This window comes from Nocardiopsis oceani (assembly GCF_054777395.1).
In genome coordinates, this window is sequence record NZ_BAAHAR010000028.1 from 82,033 (window position 1) to 102,362 (window position 20,330).

Sequence of the window (20,330 nt, forward strand, 5' to 3'; positions counted from 1 at the left end):
CGATGGTCCAGGACGAGATCGTCCGGGAACTGGCCGACCTGCGCGAGCGCGTGACCGGGGTGACCGGGGGCGTGGTCGCGGCCTCTGACGGCCTGGTCGTGGCCTCCGACAGCCCGGAGGTACGCGACCAGGCGCTGGCCGCGCTGGCCGCGACCACCCTGGGACTGGGCAAGCGCACCGCCGGTGAGGTCGACTTGGGGCCCCTGAACGAGGTGGAGATCCGCTGTCAGGGCGGGCACGCCGTGGTGTACACCGTGGGCGCCGAGGCCCTGCTGGCGGTCATGGGAGACGAGGGTATGGACGGGCAGAGCCTGGCCCGGGAGGCCCGGCGCACCATCGAACGCGTCGGGGAGCTCCTCGAGGTCACCGGGGCCTCCAACCCAGGTCCGCCGTAACCGGGGACGGCCAGGGCTCAGGGCTTGAGGGCGACCGCGCCGAACTCGTCCACGAACCCCGGTTCGCCGATCTCGGCGGGGTCGGGGCGCCACCTCGGGATCGACACCAGGCCGGGCTCCACGAGTTCCAGCCCGTCGAAGAACCGCTCGATCTGCGCGGGGGTGCGCAGGGTGATGGGGTTGGAGGAGGCCGCGTTCCACTGGCGCACCGCCTCCACCATGGCCTCGCCGGTGGCGGCGTCGGTGGCGTGCGTGATGACCACGTGGCTACCGGACGGGAGTGCCGCCACCAGGTCCTCGACGATGCCGTAGACGGAGTCGTCAGGGATGTGGAAGAGCAGGCCGAGCAGGGTGAGGGCCACCGGCTGGGCCAGGTCGAGGTGTTCGGCGGCCTCTCGCAGGATGGCGGCAGGGTCGCGCAGGTCCGCATCGACGTAGGCGGTGTGGCCCTCGGGGGAGCTGGTCAGCAGTGCCCGGGCGTGCGCCAGGACCAGGGGGTCGTGGTCGACGTAGACGATCCGGGAATCGGGCGCCACCGCCTGTGCCACTTCGTGGGTGTTGTTCGCGGTGGGCAGTCCGGTGCCGATGTCCAGGAACTGGCGGATGCCCCGGTCCGCGGCCAGGTACCGCACCGTGCGCCGCAGGAAGGCGCGGTTCTGCACCGCCATGTCGCCGATCATCGGGAGGACGGACAGGATCTGGTCGCCCATCGCCCGGTCCGCGGGATAGTGGTCCTTGCCGCCCAGCCAGTAGTTGTAGATCCGGGCGGAGTGCGGTTCCTCGGTGTTCAACGCGTCGTGGGGCACGTGGGGGGGGTGTGCGGCATGGGGGCCTCTCGTCGGTGTCCGAGCACAGCATAGAGCGCGGCCCATGCTCGGTCCCGCGGCTCAGATGCGGTAGTCGACGGGGGAGAGGTCGCCGCCCTGTCCGGCCAGGCTCTCCGCGCCCGACACGCGGTCGGTGTTGTGCGCGGCGACCGCCGTCCAGCCCTCGGGGGCCGCGCGCACGACGAAGGTGAACACCCCGCGCCTGCGGTCCGCGGACGAGCCGTCGGGCATCACCTGGCCGTCGACACTCCACCGGCAGTGCACGACCGCCGCGTCGTCGCCGAGCATGCGGACCCGGATCCCGGAGACCCGCATGGTCGTGCCGGGGAAGATGACCCGAAGACCGTGCTCGTGGGCCCGGCGGATCGCCTCGCGGTCGCGCCACCACAGCCCGACGACGTTGACGAAGTCGGCGTCCGGCGCGAACAGCGCGGCGATTCCGTCGGCGTCACCTTCGTTCCATGCCTGCGCGAACCGCTGTGGAACACTCTCCGGCCCCTCGTCCGGTGCCATGCCGCCTCCGTGAGCGCCGGTTCTCAGGACTGCTTCTCGGAGTGCCCGAGCGGCCGGTCCGGGGCGACGCGGTCGCGGACGAGGCGCTTGATGTCGGCGGCGTCGGTGAAGGCCGCGTCGGTCTTGCGGGACCACACGGGCTCCCCGTCCACGCGTACCTCGAACACGCCACCGGTCCCGGGTACGAGGGCCACCTCACCGAGTTCGTTCTCGAAGGTGGTGAGCAGCTCCTGCGCCATCCACGTCGCCCGCGGCAGCCATCGGCAGCGCGTGCAGTACTCGATCTCCAGCCTGGGGTTTCTCGTCTCGTCAGCCACGGTCCCCAGTATGCGCACAGCCCGCTGGGACCGCGCGACCGCCCCGGGGTTCAACGCGCGATGTTCGTCTTGCGGGGCAGCACCGTGACCGGAACGGTGGAGCCGTGCAGCACACCCTGGCTCACCGAACCCAGGAGGAGGCCCCGCACGCTGCCCCGGCCCCGCGAACCGACCACGACCATGTCCGCGGTGGCACCCGTCTCGATCAGGGCCTCGGCTGGATCCTGCGAGCTGCGCACGACGGCCACGCCCACCCCCTCGGTGTCGGCGTCCACGACCTTGCTGAGCATGTCGGACACCATCTCCTGCGACCGCTGGTCCAGCAGGTCGTCCGGGGGTGCCCAACCGCCTTCGGCCAGGGACTGGGCGTCGAAGGGCAGCGGCATCTGCCAGCTGTGCACCACGACCACCGAACCCCCGTCCACTCGCGCGGCCTCGCGCAGCGCGAAGTCGAGGGCGCTGCGGGAGTAGTCGGAACCGTCCACCCCCACCACGATCCGCCGCGGCGCCTCAGTCGCCGCGTCAGCGCCAAAGGGCACCACGACCACCGGGCAGACAGCACGCGCGGCCAGGCGGACACTGGCCGACGACTCCAGGGCAGAGCGCGCCGCTCCCAGGCCGCGCGACCCCGCGACCACCAAGTCATGCGGGTCGGCACGGAGTAGAAGGGCCTTCGCGGGCTCCTCCAAGGCCAGCACCGTCTCTACCGGGAGTTCGGGCTGGAGCTCGCGGGCCCGTTCGGAGGCCTGCCGGAGCAGCCGGTTGCCTTGGTCCCTGATCTCCTCCGAGGGCGGGAACCTATTGCTTCCCGCGTAGGCGGACATCACCAGCGGCATGGACAGTGCGTGGACCACGTGGAGTGCGCACCCGCGGCGCGCGGCCTCGGCCGCGGCCCAGCCCAGCGCCCGATCACCCGTAGCCGACCCGTCGATACCCACCATCACCCGGGGCGTTCCCGACTCGTTCTCCGCCATTTCCTACCTCCCTGCCCGAGGCCGCACTGCGCGCCTCTTGCGCACAGTATGGTCCCCACCGGAAAGGGTGCCCGAAGTACCCCCGTCTGTGCGGCGGGACTCTCCGGGAGGAAAGGAGAGCGATGCGGGACAACTGGGACCTGGCCCTCGCACACCGGCTGGCCGATCTGGCCGGGGACATCGCCATGCGGTACGCCGCGGAGGGGACGGCCGGGCCACAACCGGCCGGGGGCGTTGTCAGCGCCCGCGCGGCGACGTAGAACGAGTGGGAGCATCACCGGATCCGCCCCAGCCCCCTCGGCCTTCAGGAGGCTGCCATCTCCCCGCCCGCCAACTCCGAGACCTCAGGCTGCCCCTACCGCTTGCGCACGGACGGGACGGGTTTCCACGAAGAGACCACCCGGCTGCGTGCGGGAGGGCCCGCGCACCGCGTCGAACTCCCCGGGGGCGTGGTCGCCTGGGCCGTCACCCGGCACGAACTGGTCAAAGACTTACTGGCCGACCCACGGGTCTCCCGGGACTTCAGGGCGCACTGGCCCGATCACGACAAGGTCGGGGAGGACTGGTCGCTCGCCCGGCTCGTCCTCCTGGACGGCTTCATCAACCGTTACGGGGACGAGCAACGGCGCCTGCGCCGACTGGTCACCCCCGCGTTCACCCCGAGCCGGGTGCGCCGCATGGAGGACACCGTCCGTGAGCGGGCACGGGGGCTCGTCGCCGACCTAGCCCGCGTCGAACCGGGTCAGGAGGTCGACCTGCGGGCCGCGCTGTCCCGTCCGCTGACGATGGGGGTGATCAGCGAACTCTTCGGTGTCCCCGAGGACCTTCGGGAGCGTCTCGGCGCCGCCGTGGACACCGGTGTGGACACCACAGCCGGACCCGAGGAGGTCCTGGCCGGTCAGCGGGAACTGATGGCCTGCTTGGACATCCTGGTAGAGAACCGGCGAGCCCGTCCCGGCGCGGACCTCACCAGCGACCTGCTCGCCCCGGAGAGCGGCGAACCCCTGTCCTACGGCGAGCTGGTCGGCATGCTGACCCTCGTGATCGGGGCCGGTTTCGAGACCGCGGTCAACCTCATCACCAGCGCGGTGCACGCTCTGCTCACCCACCCCGAGTACCGGGAGCGCCTGGCCGCCGGGGAACTGGCGGTTGAGGAGGTGGTGGAGGAGTCCCTGCGCCGCGATCCGCCCACCAAGTACGTGCCGCTGCGGTACGCGGTGGAGGACATCGACCTCGGCGGGGGAGTGGTCATCGCCCAAGGCGAGCCCATCCTGGTCGCCTTCGGCTCCTCCGGCCGGGACCCGCGCCTGCACCCCGACTCCCCTGAGGCCTTCGACCCGGACCGCCCCTCCAAGGAGCATCTGGCCTTCGGCCACGGCGCGCACTTCTGCGTGGGGGCGCACCTGGCCCGGATGGAGGCCCGCGTCGCCTTGGAGGAGCTGTTCGCGGCTCTGCCCGCCATCACGCTCGCCCCGGCGGGCCGGGACCCGGCGAAGGTCCCCTCGCTACTGGTCAACGGATACGCGGAGCTCCCCGCCGTCCCGCACCCGATCTCCTGACCGGGCGGGAACCGGGCGAAGCCCGCCGTGGCCCGCGTCCGGAAAGAGGCGGAGCGGATGGTGGAGCGAAAACACGTGTGGTCGGCCACCGTCACGTCGGGGACGAGGTTGAACTCCTGGTAGATGGTGGCGATGCCCTGGCGTTCGGCGTCCTGGGCGTCCCGGATGACGGTCTCCCGTCCCTCGACGAGGACGCGCCCCCGGTCGGGCAGGTGCGCGCCGGAGAGGACCTTGATGAGCGTGCTCTTTCCGGCCCCGTTCTCACCCAGCAGGACGTGGACCTCGCCGCGGCGCAGGTCGAAGTCGACGTTGTCGAGCGCGACCACGCCCGGGAAGGCCTTGCGTACGCCCTCGATGCGCAGCAGTTCTTCCGGACTACTCACGTGTGGCTCCTCCGGTCGGGGCTGGCGGTTCGGGCTCGCCGCAGGATCGGCTTACGACGAGGCGGGCGGGCAGGACGGTCGACCGTGCTGGTTCGCCGCCGATGAGATCGACCAGGGCCTTGACCGCCACCCGGCCCAGCTCTGCCGTGGGCTGGGCGATCGCCGTGATCGGCGGGTCGGTGTGCGGGAACCAGGGGATGTCGTCGAACGCGGCCAGGCCGATGTCGTCGGGCACGCGCAGACCGCGGCCCCGGATCGCGTCGAGTGCCCCCCGGGCCATCAGGTTGTCGGTGGCGAAGACGGCATCCGGGGGCTCGGGCAGGTCGAGGAAGCGTTCGGTGGCCACGCGTCCGCTCTCGGCCTGGAAGTCGCCCCGGCCGATGTAGGAGTCCGGGAGCGGGATCCCGTGGGCGGACAGGGCTTCGCGGAAGGCGTCCACGCGTTCGCGTCCGGTGGTCGTGGCCGCGGGCCCGGCGATGATGGCGAGTTTGCGCTGGCCCAGGGAGTGCAGGTGGGCGACCAGGTCCAGGATCGCCTTGCGCCCGTCGGCGCGCACTACGGGGGCGTCGGTGTCGGAGATCCAGCGGTCCACGAAGACCACCGGTGTCGGTCCGGCGGCCGCGGCGACGGTGCTGGGGGAGTGGCCGTCGGCGGGGGAGACGAGGAGCCCGTCGATGCGCCGCTCCAGCAGGACGCGGACGTGGTCGTCCTCGAGTTCGGCCCGCTCGTCGGCGTTGCCGATGATGACGCTGTACCCGAGGGCCCGGGCCTCCTCCTCCACGGATCGGGCGAGTTCGGTGAAGTGCGGGTTGAGGACGTCGCTGATAACCAGGCCGATGGTCCTGGTCCGGTCGGTGCGCAGTGAGCGCGCCACGACGTTGGGCCGGTACCCGAGGGTTGCGGCGGCAGCGAGGACCTTCGCTCTGGCCGCGTCGCTGACCGAGGTCTGCCCGTTGAGTGCCCGGGAGACCGTCGCGACGGACAGGCCCGGAGGGTGCGGCCGGCGCTCCGACGGTGGGAGCGCCGACCGCCGTGGTCACACGGTGGCTTCCGATTCCGCCTGTGCCGGTTGCCGCGGTGGGGCGGCCGCTTCCACCGTCCCTTCGGTCCTCAGGTCGCGCAGGAAGCACACGACCACGCCCACGATGACGACGAGGAAGGGCGCTGAGGTGACGATGACCGTCTGCTGCAGGGCGTCGAGTCCTCCCGAGTACAGGAGGATGATCGCCAGGGCCCCCGTCATCGCGCCCCACAGCAGCAGGATCGGCGTCCGGGGCGCGAGGGAGCCGTGCGTGGTGAGCATGCTCAGCACGTAGGTGTTCGCGTCGGCGCCCGAGACGAAGAAGAGCACCGCCAGGATCACCACCAGCGCCGCCGTGACCGTGGGGAGGGGGAACTCGGCCAGGGTCGCGAAGAAGGCGCTGTTGATCTCCTGCGCGGTGGCGCCCGCGATGTCCGTGCCGTGGTTCATGTCCAGCTCGATCGCCGAACCGCCGAACACCGAGAACCAGGTGAAGAAGGCCAGGCTGGGCATGCCCAGGACGACCAGGATGAACTGCCGGATGGTGCGCCCGCGCGAGATGCGCGCCAGGAACACGCCGACGAAGGCGCCCCAGGACACCCACCAGGCCATCATGAAGTAGGTCCAGCCCTGCATCCACTCGGTGTCACCGAAAGCGGGGCCGCGCAGGCTCATCAGGAGGAACTCGTTGCCGTACTGGCCGAGGGACTCCAGGAACAGCGAGACCAGGAAGGCCGTCGGGCCGAGGAAGAGCACGAACACGAAGAGCAGGGAGGCGACGGAGAGGTTGATCTCGCTGGTGTAGCGGATGCCCCGCTTGACGCCCGACGCGGCCGAGAGGCTGAAAAGGACCGTGACCACGACCACGATGACGGCCTGGGTGGTGGTCCCGGTGGGGGTGCCCAGGAGGCGGTTCAGGCCGTTGTCGATCTGCAGGGCTCCCAGACCGAGCGAGGTCGTGGTCCCGAACAGGGTGGCGAAGACCGTGAAGACGTCGATGGCCTTGCCGACCGGGCCGTCGGCGTGCCGGCCCAGCAGTGGTCGGAACAGGGCACTGACCAACCCGGGGCGCTTCTTGCGGTACATCGAGTAGCCCAGTGCCAGGCCGAAGACCGCGAAGATCGCCCACGCGTGCAGCCCCCAGTCGTAGAAGGAGTACTGGAGTGCGAGGACCGCCGCCTGGGGTGTTCCCGGCTCGGCCAGGCCGTGGGGCGGCGTGGCGAAGTGCGAGATCGGTTCGGCAACGCCGTAGGAGACCAGGCCGATGCCCATCACGGCGCACAGGATCATGGCGATCCAAGTATGTGTGGCGAACTCGGGCCGGTCGTCGTCGGAGCCCAGCCGGACGCGTCCGTAGCGGCTGCAGGCCAGCCCGACCAGGAGCGCCAGGAGCAGGAGGGGGAGGAGCAGGTACGCCCAGCCGAACCTGCCGGTGACCCAGTTCAGGGCGGTGCTCATGGACGCCATCTGGTGGTCCGGGGCCGCGACTCCCCAGGCCACGAACAGTGCCGCGATGGAGAGGGAGGCCCAGAAGACCACCCCGACGGTTCTACGGGCGGTCGTGGCGTCATTCATGGGTCGACTCTTCTCTCGCGACGCGGAGTGCACGGAGTGGTGTCACATCGCGCGATGTCTTGTACGGCAGGGAACCGAGGTCTTCGGCTGTCCAAGCGCCGGGGACGGATTTCAAGGGCGCGAACTTCCTGTTCGAAAGGATGGGGCGCAAGGATTTCGGGAGGTCTCTCAGACGTGCGTGTCCGGTGACTCGCCTTTCGTGCCGTGTGCGGGCCGTGCAGCAGAACGCGACGGTCGTCACCGAGACGACCGTCGCCGGGCCCAGGGAAGTGTGGAAAGCACCGCGGAGTGACTCCGCGACGCGAACGTTGTCGGCGCTCAACCGGGAGCGGCCGCGTTAGACACCTTCGTGGCCCCTCGTGCGCTGCGAGACCGTCGAGAAGTCCCAGGTGAAGGAGGGTCCGGAGTCTCCGGGCGAGAATACTTGCAACCGGAGGGCAGATGCGCCCACCCGGGGTGTGGGAGAGGACACCCGTTCTGCCGGAGGGGAGAGGTCGCTGCGGTGAGGGGACGGGGCAGGTGAGGTGCTGGAAGCGAGGCTTCTCGCGGGGCGGCGGATGTGGTTGAGTCGCTGCAATTCAACCGCCTGAACGGGGGCACCCAGGATGAGTGCGCGGTACGACGCGATCGGTCACGGTTACGCTGAACACCGGCGTGAGGATCCGGACATCCGCGAACGGATCCACCGGGCTCTCGGAGATGCCCGCACCGTGATCAACGTCGGGGCGGGGACCGGATCCTATGAACCGGACGACCGCTACGTGGTTCCCGTCGAACCCAGCGATGTGATGGCCGAACAGCGGCCGACCGGCCGCGCACCGGCGGTGCGCTCCACTGCCGGATCCCTCCCGTTCCGGGACGATAGTTTCGACGCTGCGATGGCGGTTCTGACCCTGCACCACTGGGACGACGAGCTGGAGCGCGGCGTGCGCGAGATGCGCCGTGTCGCCAGGGGCCCGGTGGCCGTTCTGACGCTGGACGCGTCCGTCTCGACCGGTTGGTGGCTGTTCCGGGACTACTTCCCGGGCATCGCCGAACTGGACCGGACGAACTTCCCCGACCTCGGGCTCGTCGAACAGTGGCTGGGCGGCGACACCCGGGTGGAGACCGTCCCGCTGAGCAGGGATACGCCCGACGGCATGCTGGTCGCGTTCTGGGCGCACCCCGAACGCGTGCTCGACCCTGCTGCCCGTGCCGCCACGTCCGGCTTCGCGAGGATGCCCGACCACGTACTCCGTAACGGGCTCGACGCGCTTTCTCGAGACCTCACCGACGGAACCTGGGACGCTTCGCACGGCGAGCTCCGTGACCTCGCTGCCTACGATGTCGGCCTGCGGCTGGTCACCTCGACCGCGGATTAGGCGTTCGCCCGGCGGAGGCGTTCGGTCGCCTGTGCCCGGAGCGGGGCGCCGGACATCGGTGCGTCGCCGTGCAGCGCCTCCCACCGGGCGTTGTGCGCCGCCGCCCACAGGCTGGCCGCCCACGCGACCTCCTGCTCTGCGGCCGTGAACGGGCGACCCCGGACGTCCTGGTAGGCGGCCAGGAACGCCTCGGAACTCTCGACCGGCGCCAGCGTGGACGGCCCGGTGCTGGGGAACGCCCCGCTCGCCGCCCCCGCCAGCGCCGCCTCCGGTTGCCAGGCCAGGCTGTCCCAGTCGTGCACCGCCCACACATCGCTGCCGTGCCACCGCAGGTTCTGCGCCTCGAAATCGGCGTGGCCGAGAACGCACGGCAGGTCGGCGGCCAGGAGCCGCCCGCGGACCCGCTCGGCCGTGTCGACGACATACGCGGGTACGGTGCCCTGGTCCTGCCCGTCGAGGAACCCGACCGTCGGCCACACCCCGGGATCCGTGTGGTCCCAGCGCGCCCAGCGCGGGTTCGGTAGGGGCGGTGCGACGGCCACGTCGGCCAGTGCGGCCATCAGCTGACCGAACACCTCCGCGTAGCGCACGGCCGCGTCCGGCGAGTCCCCGCGCAGCACGTCGCCGCCGGGGCGGTACTCCTCGGCGTGCACGGCCAGCGAACCGACCCCGGTCACCGGTGTGCGCGGCCGGGCGCACGGAAGCCCGCGCGCGGCCAACCGCGCCTGGGCCGCGACGCACGACACGGCCCGACCGTCGACCTCGCGCGCCTTGACCACGGCCTCCGTGCCGTCGGCCAACCGGAGGCCGAACACCGTTGAGATGCTCCGCGTCCGGAACAGCGCATCGGTGGGTGCCGCACCCAGGTGCTCCAGGCACCACTCCGGCAACCACTCCGGCAGATCGTCCTCGGCCATGATGGGGACTATGCCATGCCCGCCGGGCCCGACGCCCTAGAATTCCTGCATGCCGGTGACAGTTCCCGCGCACCAAGCGGTGGCGGTAGTGAAGCTGCGCTGGCCGCGCGGTTTCGACGGGGTGGCCCTGGTGGTCGGCTCCGTCTCCCCCGACCTGGCCTACGCCTTCATCGCCTGGATCGAGATCCCCTCGCACACCCCGGCTGCGCTGCTGTACTGGTGCCTGCCGGTCACGCTGGCCGTGTCCTGGCTGCTGCGGCGCTTCGCCCTCCGTGGCGCCGCCTACCTGCCGGACCTGGGCGTACTGCGCATCCGCGACTACGCGGGCTGTGCCCAGGTCCGCCACCGCTGGTGGGTGACGCTCTCCTCGGCGCTGCTGGGCGCCGCCTCGCACATCCTGTGGGACTTCTTCACCCACGACACCGGGGCGCCGCGCCTGTGGCCCGGAATGGCGGAGGAGGCCGTGGCCGGCCTGCCCTGGTACCAGCTGGCCCAGTACGCCTCCGGGGTGGTGGGCACGCTCGCCGTCGCCGCGATGGCCGTGGCCGTCGGCTCCCGGCGCCTGCTGCCGCGCTGGCACGGTCGCCCGCCCACTGACCCGCCGACGCCGCCGCACGCGGGGCTGTGGTGGGCGGTGGTTCTCGGCGTGGCGACCGCCGCGCTGGTCCCGGCCCTCCTGCTTCCCTGGCTGGGTGGCCTGCACATCCTGGCGGCTCGACTGCTGTGGGCGGCCCTGATCGCCACGTCGATCGCGGGAGCGGTGGTGGCGGCCCGGTCGGAAGGCCGCTTGACCGCTCGGGTGCCCTGATCCGTTGCTCTCAGTCTCCGTTACAGCCGTTGCCTGACCTCGTCGCGCAGGCGGTACTTCTGGATCTTGCCGCTCGCGGTGCGGGGCAGGGCTGGGGCGATGTCCAGGTGTTCGGGCCAGTAGGGCTTGGCCACACCCTTCTGGGCGAGGAAGGCCTGCATGTCCTCGAAGTCGAGACCCGTGGCACCGGGCTTGAGCACGACCACCGCGCAGGCGCGTTCCTGCAGGCGCGGGTCGGGTACGCCCACGACGGCCACCGTGTCGATCCGGGGGTGTTCGGTCAGGACGTTCTCGACGTAGGAGACGGGGATGTTCTCACCGCCGCGGATGATGACGTCCTTGGTGCGGCCGGAGATGCTCAGGTACCCGTCGGCGTCGATGACGGCCAGGTCTCCGCTGTCGAACCAGCCGTCCTCGAAGGAAGCCTCGGTCATGCGGGGCCGATCCGCGTAGCCCACGAACAAGAACGGCCCCCGTACCTGGAGGCGGCCTTCGTGGCCGGCGGGCATCGGAGTTCCGGTCTCGTCCACGACGCGGATGTCCATCCCCGGCCAGGGGTAGCCGTCGCGTTCGACCAGCTTGTCCTCCGTGTCGCCGGGGATGCCCAGGGTGACCAGGGGCAGACCGCGCTGCTGCTGAACGCCGCCGCCACCCCCGAAACCCGCGACGCCCGCCCCCACCTGTTGGAAGTCTGGCGCCAACCGGCCCCGTGATTCCGGTCTGAGAGAGTGTCGACGCGGCCGCCAGAGGGTTGCGTGCCTGGTCCTGTGTCGGACGAGCGCCCTGACGGGGTAACCGCGGACAGCCACGGCCTGAAGGGCTCGATATCATGCCGCCATGCTGCACGGCCGCCACGAGGAAGCAGGGACCCTCGACGCAATCCTCGCCGCCGCCGTGCGCGGGGACGGTGCCGCACTGGTGATTCGGGGGCCGGCCGGGATCGGCAAGTCGGCGCTGCTCGACCACGCCGAGCGCAGCGCGTCCGGCATGCGGGTGCTGCGTACCGCGGGTATCGAGACGGAGAGCGAGCTTCCCCACGCCGGAGTGCACGCCCTGCTGGGCCGACAGGTCGAACGCGTCGCCGCGCTCCTCGCACCGCAGGCACGCGCGCTCGGAACGGCCATGGGGATGGGCGAGGTAGCGGGGACGCCGGAGACCGAGATGGCCGGGGGGCCGGAGATTTCGGAGCGGTCATTCCTCGTGGGTCTGGCCGTGCTCACGCTACTGTCGGAGGCTGCGGAGGAACAGCCGCTGCTGTGCCTGGTAGACGACGCCCAGTTCCTGGACAGTGCATCCGTCGACGCCCTGCTGTTCACGGCGCGTCGGCTCTCAGCGGAGCGAGTGGCGTTCCTCTTCGCGGTCCGCGAACCACACGCGCCGGTCTCCGCCACCCCCGGACTGCGGGAGATGCGATTGACGGGACTGAACCCCGTCGCCGCATCGGCGGTGCTCGACGGCGCCGCCCCCAACCTCTCGGGTGCCGACCGGGCCAGCGTCCTTGACGAAGCCGAGGGCAACCCGCTGGCACTGCACGTGCTGTCGAGGTATCGCAGCGGCACGGACCACGCCCCAGAACTGCTGGATCAGCGGTTGCAGAAGACCTTCACGCGGGCCGTCGCCTCGCTTCCGGAGCGGACACGGCGGCTGCTCACCGTGGCGGCGGCGGAGCAGACCGGCCGCCTGTACACGGTTCTGGGCGCGGCCGAAAGCCTGGGACTCGATGCCGCGGACCTGCGCCCCGCCGAGGAACAGGACCTGGTGCTCGCCAGTGACGGCCGGATCGCGTTCCGCCACCCGCTCATCCGTTCCGCCGCGCGGTGGGCGGCGCCCCTGGGCGACTGGGTGGCCGCGCACCGAGCCATCGCCGAAGCCCTCCCCGCATCGGAGCCTGACCGGCGCGCCTGGCACCTGGCCGCAGCCGCCAGCGGCCCGGACGAGGACGTGGCCCGACTGCTGGACCGTACGGCCGAGCGTGCACGCGGGAGCGGTGGGGTCTCGGCGGCCGCGCCCGCCTATCTCAGGGCCGCGGAACTCAGCGCGGACGGGGCGCGGCGCCTCCGGCGCACGGTCCTCGCCGCACGGGCTGAAGCGGACTCCGGCGGGCTTGGCCGGGCCGCGGGACTCGTCGACAGGCTCGGCCCGGTCGAGGACCCGAAGGTCGCCGTGGAGGTCGCCTGGATCCGGGCACTGATCAACAACGGGCTGGGGCGGCCGGAGGTGGCGGCCGACCTCCTCCTGGACGCCGCCGACACCGCACCCGTTTCCAGGGTCGCCGAGCTGCTGCGGTTCGCCCTGCGGATGGCCTGGTCCGACAGCGACTTCGCCCGCGTCCGACTCATCGGGGACAAGGCAATGGGACTCGCCGAAGCGGAACACATCCAGTGGCTGGCGCACGCCGTCCTAGCGGTGAGCCGAACCCGGGAAGGGGCGGTAGCGCGGATCCCTCCGGAGGTCGAGGCCGGGCTGGTCGGCGCTCAGGATCCCCGCGACCGCCTACTCCTCGCCCGGCTGAGGCTGGCCCTGGGTGACTTCCGCGCGGCGCGCCGCCTCGCCCTGCGTCTGGAACGGGAGTGCCGGGAGCACGGGGCCGTCTCGATCCTTCCCGAGGTCCTGATGGTCCTGGCTCGGTGCCTGCACGCCCGAGGGCGCTACGCCGACGCGGAATCGACGGCTCACGAAGGTATCACCGCTGCGGAGGGGACCGGCCAGTGGCAGCCGCGCTTGGAGTTGTCCGCCCTCCTCGCGGAGATCGCGGCCATGAAGGGGGACGCGGAACGGTGCGCGCGGCTCGCGAAGGAACCGCTCGAACACGCGGTTGTGCCCAGCCAGGGTCAGGCCGTTGGCGCCCTGGCCCTGCTGGACCTGGGACTCGGACATTATGAAGCGGCCCTGGGGCGGATGGAACGGCTGCTGTGGGTCCAGGGGACCGAAGGGGGAGCGCTGGGCAGCGTCCCCCTCATGGTCGAAGCCGCCGTCCGGCTGGGCGAACGGGAGCGCGGTGAGAGGGCCGCCGCGCTGCTGGAGCCCTGGCTGCGCTCCGAGGGGCATGGCCTGCGGGCGATGGCCCTGCAATGCCGTGCCCTCCTCCGGGACGACGAAGACCTGTACCGAGCCGCCCAGGCCGAGGGTCCGGCCGGTTTCCTCAACGCCCATGCCACCCTGCTTTACGGGGAGTGGCTCCGACGCTCGCGCAGGCACGCCGACGCCCGGACACAGCTACGCACCGCCCTGGAGGGCTTCGACCGGATCGGGGCCGCACCCTGGGTGGAACGGGCCCGGGGAGAACTGCGCGCCTCGGGGGAGACCCGCGGGGCCGACGTACACGCGCCGGCCCCCGCCGCGCGGCTCACTCCGCAAGAACTCCAGGTGGTGCGGCTCGCGGCGGCAGGCCTGACCAACCGGGAAATCGGCGCGCGCCTGTTCCTGAGCCCGCGCACCGTCGGCCACCACCTTTACGGGGCCTACCCGAAGCTCGGTGTGTCCTCGCGCCGCGAGCTCGCGGCACACGTCACTCCGGGGTCAACCCTTTGGTAGCAGTGTCGCGTGGAGACGGAACGTCCCCACCCCGGGCGGAAGCTGGTCTCCGCTGCCCAGCCCCATACCTTTCCGGTAGGCCACGTCATCGGTCCACTGGGCGTAGTTGAGGAGTCCGGTGCCGTCGAGGCTCACGTGGAAGTGGGCCGACACTAGGCCGTCGGAACCGGTGGGTTCGTCGTCCGGGGTGTCGGAGTCGAGCATGCCGTCGATGAAGGCCTTGATCTCCGTGCTGTTGGCGAAGGTGCCGGTCACGATGACGACGGTCCCGGGGCTCACGGTCGGTTCTGATACTTGGGTGCCGCGGTACGGCCGGTAGCGCTGGAGCCCTTGGCGGACGATGCCGGGGACGCTCTCGTCGACGGGGGCGACCCTTTCGTCCCGCTGTCGCGCCTGGAAGTCTGCGAACGCCCGTTCACCCTCCCACCGGGAGTAGTGGTGCAGCGTGGACCCGTCGGTCCCGATGAGGATGCTGTAGGAGTGCAGGCACGGCGGCCAGTCGCTGGAGCGCCAGGACTCCACCAAGGCGTCCGCGGCGGCGCGCTGACGCTCCGGAGTCCTCAGGACCCATGCGCTGGATACCACCAGGTCGGTGTTCGGAGCCTGGAAGTTCGGAGGCCGGTCCGTGGCGCGGGCGCCCGCGTGGGAGTTCTCGCTCATGCCCGTACGTTAGGCGGCGTCTCCGCACGCGGACATCGGTCAGGTGACTGGCGTTCACCGCTGCGCCGTGCCAACTCCCGGCGGCGGCCGCGGACCGGGACAGCATCCTTGCCGGCATCCGCACCGCAGGGGACCGCCGCGGATTCGACGGTGGCGGGGCAGGTCGCGGTGCCGTACGGCGACACGCCGGTCTCGGGCTTCGAGTCCGACCTCCCGGCCCGGACACACAGGTCCGGGCAGACTCTGTACCACCCGGCGTCGGCCGACGCTGTCGGCACGGTGGCCGACCCCGGGTGGCGTGTATTCGACCTGGCGGGCCTGAGGGCCGTGGAGGCCTCGGCGCTCCTGACAGGGCCACGGGGCCAGCGCGCTCGCGACCCATGGTCGGGGAGAGGGCCGTCGACCTCTTCAGCACGGGCCAGGGCCTCGAAGGAGGCACGCAATGACCACACACCGCGCGGATGACGACTGAGCGGCCCGAACCCCACGAGCCTCTCCCGGACGTTCCCGCACCGCTCAGAGAACGGAGCCCATGTGCGACCCCAGTTGCCGGGAGCAGGGAAACTGAAGAGCAAGTGGAACGCCGCCCGCCGGGCCCGTGCCGAGCAGGACGAGCCCGAGGCCGCCGACGGGGTCCCGGAGACCGAGGACGACGCGCGGGCCGGCGACCTCCTGCGGACCGTGAGCGATGCGGCCTGGCGGTTGCTGGTCATCGGCGTGGTGGCAGGCCTGCTGGTCTACGCGCTCACCTACCTGTCGGTGGTCACGCTCCCGGTGATCATTGCGGTATTCCTCACGGCGCTGCTGATGCCGCTGGCCAACTGGCTGCGCCGTCCCAACCTGATCAAGCCCCGCGGGTTCGGCCGGGGCCCGTCCACGGCGATCACCCTGCTGGTCGCTCTTGCGGTGTACACCCTTGCCGTCACCTTGATCGTGACCCCGGCCGTCGCGAGTTTCGAGGACCTGGTGGACAGCGTCAACCAGGCGGTCGCGCAACTCCAGGACCTGGACCTGCCCTTCGGGCTCGACCCCGCTCTGCTCACGGCCGCGATCGAGAACGCCTGGGACCAGATCCGGTCCCAGGTCACGGACAACACCGACCAGATCCTCACCGGTGCTTGGACCGCGACGACCGCAGTGACCCGAGTCGTGCTCGGCATCGTGCTGATCATCGTCCTGACCATCTACTTCGTGCATTCGGGCGACAAGCTCATGGACTGGGTCTCCGCACTCCTGCCGCCCCGCTCCCGACCGGCCTTCCGCCACACCTCGCGGGTCTCATACGGGGTGATGGGCCGCTACGTGCGGGGCGTGGCGCTGGTGGGCCTCTTCGACGCCCTCGGCATCGGCATCGTGCTTCTGATCTTCCTCGACACCGGCCTGGCGGTTCCGCTGATCGTGCTCACCTTCGTGGGCGCCTTCCTCCCGGTCATCGGCGCGTTCCTGAGCGGTCTCATCTCCGTTCTCGTCGCCTTGGTCACCGAGAACTGGATCGTGGCGCTGGTCGTGCTCGCAGCCGTGATCCTCGTGCAGCAGTTGGAAAGCAACGTCTTCGCCCCGCGGATCTACGGCCAGGCCCTGGAGTTGCCGTCGGCCGTAGTCCTGATCGCCCTCACCACGGGCGGGATCCTCGGCGGTGTCGCGGGCCTGTTCCTGGCCACCCCCGTCGCCGCGGTGCTCGCCGCGCTGCTGCGCAACAGGCCGACAGCACACTCGGAGACCGCACCCCAGGGATCGTCGGACGAGAGGAAGCCGGGGAAGGAGGGTTCCGCACATCGTTCCTCCCCGACAGACGCACCGGACGGAGGCAACACGTGATCGGTTGTCGGCTCCCCGGACCTTGATCAGCTCTCGTTCGCCAGGCCCCGCACCGGGTCGGAGTCCAGGACTCTGGCAGTGAAGTTCGCCAATTGCGCCCGCATCCTCTCGCGCGGCAGACCCTCATGCCCGGCCAGATGCTCGACAAGATCGGCTCGGGTGGCTGCGAGCAGGGCGTGAGCGGTGAAGCCGCTGTCGGTCAGGCCGGGGATCTGCCCCAGCATGGTGTCCAGCAGGCCGTGCCAACGCTCGTAGTGATCCGCCTGGTAGGGGCTGCTGCTCCCGCCTTCCTCCAAGACCAGCATGAGGGGGCGGTTGTCGAGTTTGAAGCACAGAAGGGTGTCGAGCAGGGCAGGTACGCGCTGCTGCGGCGGAGTCCCTGGCCCCAAGGGCGGAGGTCCGGTTTCAACGGCCTCCCTGACCGGTTCCAACCGCGCTCGGTAGAGCGCGCGCACCAGTCCGGTGCGGTCGCCGAAGGCCCGGAAGAGCGTGCCCTTACCGACGCCGGCCTCCGCTGCGATGGAGGCCAAGGTGACGCCTTCCGGGCTCTCGCAGCGGGAGAAGAGAGCGTCGGCGGCCGCGAGGACGGCCTGCCGGTTACGGGCGGCATCCTTGCGGGGTTTGCGCTCGGGCATGCTGCACCTCCGTTTGCAAAGCGGACCCATGGTCCGTATCGTTAAAGCGGACCCAAGGTCCGTATTCTATGAGATGGAGGATACCCATGTCTGCGTCGACTTCTCCGGCGGACCTCTACCGCCAAAGCCTGCGCCTATTGCTGGACAAGGACATTCCCGCGTGGGTCGCCCTGTGGGCCGAGGACGGCCTCATGGAGTTTCCCTTCGCCCCTGACGGCTGGCCGAAGCGCCTGGAGGGCAGGGAGGCCATCGCCGAGTACATGCGCCACTACCCGGACCACATCGACCTCCATGACTTCCCCGAACTGCGGATCCACCAGAACACCGATCCCGAGACCATCGTGGTCGAGATGCGCGGCGTCGGCCGCCTGGTGGAGTCCGACCGCCCCTTCGACATGACCTACATCGCCGTCGTCACAGTCCGGGACGGGCACTTCACCTCCTACCGCGACTACTGGAACCCCCTCGCCGTCCTCGAACCCGGTACCGATTTCACCAGGAGCAACCGATGACCACCACCGGAACCACTTTGGTCATCGGCGCCACCGGCACCACCGGCAGCCGCACCGCGGCGCAGCTGTCAGCCGCTGGCCACCGCGCCAAGGCCGCCAGCCGTCGCGCCACCAGCGTCCCCGGCGCGGAGCCGGTCGCCTTCGACTGGTACGAACCCGCCACCCACGCCGCCGCCCTCGACGGAGCCGACCGTGTCTACCTGATACCGCCCGTAGGCGACGCCGACCCGGCTGCGGTCATGTTGCCGTTTCTCCGGCAGGCCCACACCGCCGGCGTGCACCGTGCGGTACTCCTCAGTTCCTCGGCCATCCCCGAAGGCGGCCCGGCGGTGGGAACAGTGCACCAGGCCCTGCCCGATCTGTTCGAACAGTGGGCGGTGCTGCGGCCCTCGTGGTTCATGCAGAACTTCACCGGCACGCACGCGCATGCCGTGAGCATCCGTGAAGAAGGCGCCATCTGGACCGCGGCCGGGAGCGGCCGGGTCGGATTCGTCGACGGTGAGGACATCGCGGCCGTCGCTGTCCACGCTCTGACCGATGAACACGCCCCCAACACCGATCTCGTCCTCACCGGGCCGGAGGCGCTCAGCTACGACGACATTGCCACCACCATCACCCAGGTCACCGGCCGACCCGTGGACCACCACCGCCTGTCCTACGATCAGATGCGCGATCGCCTCACAGCGCAGGTGCCGCTGGAGTTCGCCTCGATGCTGGCTGGCATGGACCGTGCCATCGCCGAGGGGGCGGAGGACCGCATCACCGATACCGTTCAGCGCCTCACGGGTCGACCCGCGCGCAGTTTCCGCGTTCACCTCGAACGAGAGATGGACTGAAGCAGCTCGGCCCCGGCTCCATTGCCCGCTCGCCGCTCGTGATCAGGACGTACCCGGGCTCGGAAGGCACTGAGCCCACGGACGAATCCCGGTCAGCGCCTTGCTGAGGGGACGCCGTCGCCTTCGTCGTGCTCCTGCTCGCCCTGGCGGCGGTCGGCCGCCGCCAGCGCCCGGGCGTCGAACACGCTTCGACGTCGATCTTCCAGATATCTCCCAAGGCGGGATGGTCATCTTCGCCGCTACAGGCAGATCACTCTCCGGCCTGTGGTGCTGCCTGATCGGAGGTTTGGAGGTCGTCCCCCAGAAAGCAGTGCGGCCCGTGAGGTCGGTCGCTTTGCGACCGACCGCACGGGCCCGCTTGTGGGCGATACAGGACTCGAACCTGTGACCCCTACCGTGTCGAGGTAGTGCTCTAGCCAACTGAGCTAATCGCCCTTATGGAATTATGGTGCGCGTGGAGCCGGAGACGGGAATCGAACCCGTGTGCAGGGATTTGCAGTCCCTTGCCTCAACCACTCGGCCACTCCGGCAGGAGCACGGGGAGCCGAGCGGCACCCATGCGTGCCATTCTCCGAGCGGACGACGGGATTCGAACCCGCGACCCTCACCTTGGCAAGGTGATGCTCTACCAGCTGAGCTACGTCCGCGTGGTCTGGGAGGTGCTCCCAGGCCCGATCCGATTGTGCCACCTGAGGCGGCGCGATGCGAATCGTTCGAGCGGACGACGGGATTCGAACCCGCGACCCTCACCTTGGCAAGGTGATGCTCTACCAGCTGAGCTACGTCCGCGCGGCGAATGTGGGGCGGGCCCCGGTCTTCCCGGTGCCGCGTCCCTCGCTGCGTTAAGAACTCTAGCGGATGTTGGGGGAAGTGCGAAATCGGTCTTCCCAGCGGTCAGCGTGCTGCCTTGGCAGGCCTGGTGGCCCGCCGTGGCAGCGGCGCCTACTCCAGGTGGGGAGAGGAGGGCATGTCGGGCCGGGGCGGTGCGGAGAGGTACTGCCCGACCCTCTCGATCACCTTGTTCATCTCGTAGGCGATCAGCCCCACGTCGCTGTCGGCGTCCGACATGAGTGCCATGCAGGCACCCTCACCGGCGGCGGCCACGAAGAGGAAGGCGCGGTCCATCTCGATGATGCTCTGCCGGATGTTGCCGGCGGAGAACTGCTTGCTCGCGCCTCCCGCGAGGCTGTGGAGCCCTGAGGCGATCGCGGAGAGGTGCTCGGCGGCCGGGCGGTCGAGTTCGCTGGAGGTGGCCATGAGGAGGCCGTCGGTGGACAGGACGATGGCGTGCTGCGTGCCGGTGGCCCGCGTCAGGAGGTCGTCCAGCAGCCAGCTGAGTTCGCCGCGGGCGGTGCTCGATGGGGTCATGTCTCTCTTTGCTCTGTCTGAGGTGGGACGTGCGCGACTGGCACACGCGCGTTGCGGGACACGTCGCGTGCACCGGCCGGGGGAGGCGGCTCGGGGCGGCTATCACCGGCCCCGCGTAAGCGTTGCCCAGATGATAGCCATTCGTAACTTATCTGTCCGCTCGCCATCGTGTCTTCCGGGTGGGCCACTCTCGGAGGCCGCGCGCTGTGACCAGTGGTGACGCAAGGGTGACGGGAACGGACCGACCGGACCAGCGGCCGGTGCTGGACAGGGGACTTGCCAAGGCGGGGCGCTGCGGGTACGGCGGAGGTGGCGGA

Annotated in this window: 20 protein-coding genes, 4 tRNA genes and 1 pseudogene; 9 read left to right on the forward strand and 16 right to left on the reverse strand. The window is 70.5% G+C overall.

Annotated features, from left to right (window positions below; translation table 11 throughout):
* Positions 1–2 precede the first annotated feature (2 nt).
* Positions 3–395, forward strand: a complete 393-nt coding sequence (locus ACYVDG_RS17980; RefSeq protein WP_460753834.1) for a roadblock/LC7 domain-containing protein — start codon at positions 3–5, stop codon at positions 393–395.
* A 17-nt stretch (positions 396–412) separates the two neighbouring features.
* Here the strand turns inward: ACYVDG_RS17980 and ACYVDG_RS17985 are convergent, their stop codons facing one another.
* From ACYVDG_RS17985 to ACYVDG_RS18000, 4 genes are all read right to left on the reverse strand, one after another.
* Positions 413–1,201: an SAM-dependent methyltransferase gene (locus ACYVDG_RS17985; RefSeq protein ID WP_460753837.1), complete on the reverse strand. Its 789-nt coding sequence runs from the start codon at positions 1,199–1,201 to the stop codon at positions 413–415.
* Positions 1,202–1,282: 81 nt separating this feature from the next.
* On the reverse strand, positions 1,283–1,735 hold the full coding sequence (locus tag ACYVDG_RS17990; RefSeq protein ID WP_460753842.1) for an SgcJ/EcaC family oxidoreductase: 453 nt from the start codon (positions 1,733–1,735) through the stop codon (positions 1,283–1,285).
* Positions 1,736–1,758: 23 nt separating this feature from the next.
* The gene (locus ACYVDG_RS17995) at positions 1,759–2,052 is read right to left on the reverse strand and encodes an Rdx family protein (RefSeq protein WP_460753845.1); all 294 of its coding nucleotides are present in this window, start codon (positions 2,050–2,052) and stop codon (positions 1,759–1,761) included.
* A 50-nt stretch (positions 2,053–2,102) separates the two neighbouring features.
* Positions 2,103–3,026: a universal stress protein gene (locus tag ACYVDG_RS18000; RefSeq protein ID WP_460753848.1), complete on the reverse strand. Its 924-nt coding sequence runs from the start codon at positions 3,024–3,026 to the stop codon at positions 2,103–2,105.
* Positions 3,027–3,148: 122 nt separating this feature from the next.
* Here ACYVDG_RS18000 and ACYVDG_RS18005 point away from each other — a divergent pair, with 122 nt between their 5' ends.
* Together ACYVDG_RS18005 and ACYVDG_RS18010 are read left to right on the forward strand one after the other, a co-directional pair.
* Complete coding sequence (locus ACYVDG_RS18005; RefSeq protein ID WP_460753851.1) at positions 3,149–3,286, forward strand: hypothetical protein; 138 nt, start codon at positions 3,149–3,151, stop codon at positions 3,284–3,286.
* A 102-nt stretch (positions 3,287–3,388) separates the two neighbouring features.
* Positions 3,389–4,585 carry a cytochrome P450 family protein gene (locus tag ACYVDG_RS18010; protein ID WP_460753854.1) on the forward strand — a complete coding sequence of 399 codons (1,197 nt, stop codon included), beginning with the start codon at positions 3,389–3,391 and terminating at the stop codon, positions 4,583–4,585.
* A gap of 56 nt (positions 4,586–4,641) precedes the next feature.
* On the opposite strand, the pseudogene ACYVDG_RS18015 reads toward ACYVDG_RS18010, so the two are convergent.
* The 3 genes and pseudogenes from ACYVDG_RS18015 to ACYVDG_RS18025 all read right to left on the reverse strand — a co-directional run.
* Positions 4,642–4,968: pseudogene (locus ACYVDG_RS18015) on the reverse strand (ATP-binding cassette domain-containing protein); the annotation flags it as partial.
* A complete protein-coding gene (locus ACYVDG_RS18020; RefSeq protein WP_460753930.1) occupies positions 4,961–5,953 on the reverse strand; it encodes a LacI family DNA-binding transcriptional regulator in 993 nt (330 codons plus the stop codon). The pseudogene ACYVDG_RS18015 and the gene ACYVDG_RS18020, both read right to left, overlap by 8 nt.
* A gap of 51 nt (positions 5,954–6,004) precedes the next feature.
* On the reverse strand, positions 6,005–7,564 hold the full coding sequence (locus ACYVDG_RS18025) for a BCCT family transporter (RefSeq protein ID WP_460753858.1): 1,560 nt from the start codon (positions 7,562–7,564) through the stop codon (positions 6,005–6,007).
* A 605-nt stretch (positions 7,565–8,169) separates the two neighbouring features.
* Here ACYVDG_RS18025 and ACYVDG_RS18030 point away from each other — a divergent pair.
* Positions 8,170–8,925: a class I SAM-dependent methyltransferase gene (locus ACYVDG_RS18030; RefSeq protein ID WP_460753863.1), complete on the forward strand. Its 756-nt coding sequence runs from the start codon at positions 8,170–8,172 to the stop codon at positions 8,923–8,925.
* Here the strand turns inward: ACYVDG_RS18030 and ACYVDG_RS18035 are convergent.
* Complete coding sequence (locus ACYVDG_RS18035) at positions 8,922–9,842, reverse strand: aminoglycoside phosphotransferase/kinase family protein (RefSeq protein WP_460753867.1); 921 nt, start codon at positions 9,840–9,842, stop codon at positions 8,922–8,924. The two genes, ACYVDG_RS18030 and ACYVDG_RS18035, sit on opposite strands and share 4 nt — an antisense overlap.
* 49 nt (positions 9,843–9,891) lie before the next feature.
* Between ACYVDG_RS18035 and ACYVDG_RS18040 the strand changes: the two genes are divergently transcribed.
* On the forward strand, positions 9,892–10,650 hold the full coding sequence (locus ACYVDG_RS18040) for a DUF4184 family protein (RefSeq protein WP_460753870.1): 759 nt from the start codon (positions 9,892–9,894) through the stop codon (positions 10,648–10,650).
* 20 nt (positions 10,651–10,670) lie between these two features.
* Here ACYVDG_RS18040 and ACYVDG_RS18045 read toward each other — a convergent pair whose 3' ends face one another.
* Complete coding sequence (locus tag ACYVDG_RS18045) at positions 10,671–11,330, reverse strand: AMP-binding enzyme (RefSeq protein ID WP_460753874.1); 660 nt, start codon at positions 11,328–11,330, stop codon at positions 10,671–10,673.
* Between the two features lie 157 nt (positions 11,331–11,487).
* Between ACYVDG_RS18045 and ACYVDG_RS18050 the strand changes: the two genes are divergently transcribed.
* The gene (locus ACYVDG_RS18050) at positions 11,488–14,184 is read left to right on the forward strand and encodes a LuxR C-terminal-related transcriptional regulator (RefSeq protein ID WP_460753879.1); all 2,697 of its coding nucleotides are present in this window, start codon (positions 11,488–11,490) and stop codon (positions 14,182–14,184) included.
* Here the strand turns inward: ACYVDG_RS18050 and ACYVDG_RS18055 are convergent.
* Positions 14,170–14,844, reverse strand: coding sequence for a hypothetical protein (locus ACYVDG_RS18055; protein WP_460753882.1), 675 nt, complete (start codon positions 14,842–14,844; stop codon positions 14,170–14,172). The two genes, ACYVDG_RS18050 and ACYVDG_RS18055, sit on opposite strands and share 15 nt — an antisense overlap.
* Before the next feature lie 534 nt (positions 14,845–15,378).
* On the opposite strand from ACYVDG_RS18055, the gene ACYVDG_RS18060 reads away from it, so the two are divergent.
* Positions 15,379–16,662: an AI-2E family transporter gene (locus ACYVDG_RS18060; protein WP_460753886.1), complete on the forward strand. Its 1,284-nt coding sequence runs from the start codon at positions 15,379–15,381 to the stop codon at positions 16,660–16,662.
* A gap of 26 nt (positions 16,663–16,688) precedes the next feature.
* Here ACYVDG_RS18060 and ACYVDG_RS18065 read toward each other — a convergent pair whose 3' ends face one another.
* Entirely contained in the window at positions 16,689–17,297 is a 609-nt protein-coding gene (locus ACYVDG_RS18065; protein ID WP_460753889.1) for a TetR/AcrR family transcriptional regulator, read from the reverse strand.
* Between the two features lie 86 nt (positions 17,298–17,383).
* Here ACYVDG_RS18065 and ACYVDG_RS18070 point away from each other — a divergent pair, with 86 nt between their 5' ends.
* Together ACYVDG_RS18070 and ACYVDG_RS18075 are read left to right on the forward strand one after the other, a co-directional pair.
* Complete coding sequence (locus ACYVDG_RS18070; RefSeq protein ID WP_460753892.1) at positions 17,384–17,809, forward strand: nuclear transport factor 2 family protein; 426 nt, start codon at positions 17,384–17,386, stop codon at positions 17,807–17,809.
* Positions 17,806–18,645 (forward strand): NmrA family NAD(P)-binding protein, encoded by an 840-nt coding sequence (locus ACYVDG_RS18075; RefSeq protein WP_460753895.1) that lies wholly within the window; start codon positions 17,806–17,808, stop codon positions 18,643–18,645. Before ACYVDG_RS18070 ends, ACYVDG_RS18075 begins: the two co-directional genes overlap by 4 nt.
* A 361-nt stretch (positions 18,646–19,006) precedes the next feature.
* Here the strand turns inward: ACYVDG_RS18075 and ACYVDG_RS18080 are convergent.
* From ACYVDG_RS18080 to ACYVDG_RS18100, 5 genes are all read right to left on the reverse strand, one after another.
* Positions 19,007–19,080 (reverse strand) — tRNA-Val (locus ACYVDG_RS18080).
* A 20-nt stretch (positions 19,081–19,100) separates the two neighbouring features.
* Positions 19,101–19,175 (reverse strand) — tRNA-Cys (locus ACYVDG_RS18085).
* A 44-nt stretch (positions 19,176–19,219) separates the two neighbouring features.
* A tRNA-Gly gene (locus ACYVDG_RS18090) sits at positions 19,220–19,292 on the reverse strand.
* 69 nt (positions 19,293–19,361) lie between these two features.
* Positions 19,362–19,434 (reverse strand) — tRNA-Gly (locus ACYVDG_RS18095).
* 153 nt (positions 19,435–19,587) lie between these two features.
* On the reverse strand, positions 19,588–20,013 hold the full coding sequence (locus ACYVDG_RS18100) for a roadblock/LC7 domain-containing protein (protein WP_460753898.1): 426 nt from the start codon (positions 20,011–20,013) through the stop codon (positions 19,588–19,590).
* Between the last annotated feature and the right edge of the window lie 317 nt (positions 20,014–20,330).

What these genes read in the sequence shown, in the direction of transcription:
- ACYVDG_RS17980 (WP_460753834.1), top strand. Translation starts at nt 3, where the DNA reads ATGGTCCAGGACGAGATCGTCCGGGAACTGGCCGACCTGCGCGAGCGC.
- ACYVDG_RS17990 (WP_460753842.1), bottom strand. Translation starts at nt 1,735, where the DNA reads ATGGCACCGGACGAGGGGCCGGAGAGTGTTCCACAGCGGTTCGCGCAG.
- ACYVDG_RS18000 (WP_460753848.1), bottom strand. Translation starts at nt 3,026, where the DNA reads ATGGCGGAGAACGAGTCGGGAACGCCCCGGGTGATGGTGGGTATCGAC.
- ACYVDG_RS18005 (WP_460753851.1), top strand. Translation starts at nt 3,149, where the DNA reads ATGCGGGACAACTGGGACCTGGCCCTCGCACACCGGCTGGCCGATCTG.
- ACYVDG_RS18025 (WP_460753858.1), bottom strand. Translation starts at nt 7,564, where the DNA reads ATGAATGACGCCACGACCGCCCGTAGAACCGTCGGGGTGGTCTTCTGG.
- ACYVDG_RS18030 (WP_460753863.1), top strand. Translation starts at nt 8,170, where the DNA reads ATGAGTGCGCGGTACGACGCGATCGGTCACGGTTACGCTGAACACCGG.
- ACYVDG_RS18035 (WP_460753867.1), bottom strand. Translation starts at nt 9,842, where the DNA reads ATGGCCGAGGACGATCTGCCGGAGTGGTTGCCGGAGTGGTGCCTGGAG.
- ACYVDG_RS18040 (WP_460753870.1), top strand. Translation starts at nt 9,892, where the DNA reads ATGCCGGTGACAGTTCCCGCGCACCAAGCGGTGGCGGTAGTGAAGCTG.
- ACYVDG_RS18050 (WP_460753879.1), top strand. Translation starts at nt 11,488, where the DNA reads ATGCTGCACGGCCGCCACGAGGAAGCAGGGACCCTCGACGCAATCCTC.
- ACYVDG_RS18055 (WP_460753882.1), bottom strand. Translation starts at nt 14,844, where the DNA reads ATGAGCGAGAACTCCCACGCGGGCGCCCGCGCCACGGACCGGCCTCCG.
- ACYVDG_RS18065 (WP_460753889.1), bottom strand. Translation starts at nt 17,297, where the DNA reads ATGCCCGAGCGCAAACCCCGCAAGGATGCCGCCCGTAACCGGCAGGCC.
- ACYVDG_RS18070 (WP_460753892.1), top strand. Translation starts at nt 17,384, where the DNA reads ATGTCTGCGTCGACTTCTCCGGCGGACCTCTACCGCCAAAGCCTGCGC.
- ACYVDG_RS18075 (WP_460753895.1), top strand. Translation starts at nt 17,806, where the DNA reads ATGACCACCACCGGAACCACTTTGGTCATCGGCGCCACCGGCACCACC.
- ACYVDG_RS18100 (WP_460753898.1), bottom strand. Translation starts at nt 20,013, where the DNA reads ATGACCCCATCGAGCACCGCCCGCGGCGAACTCAGCTGGCTGCTGGAC.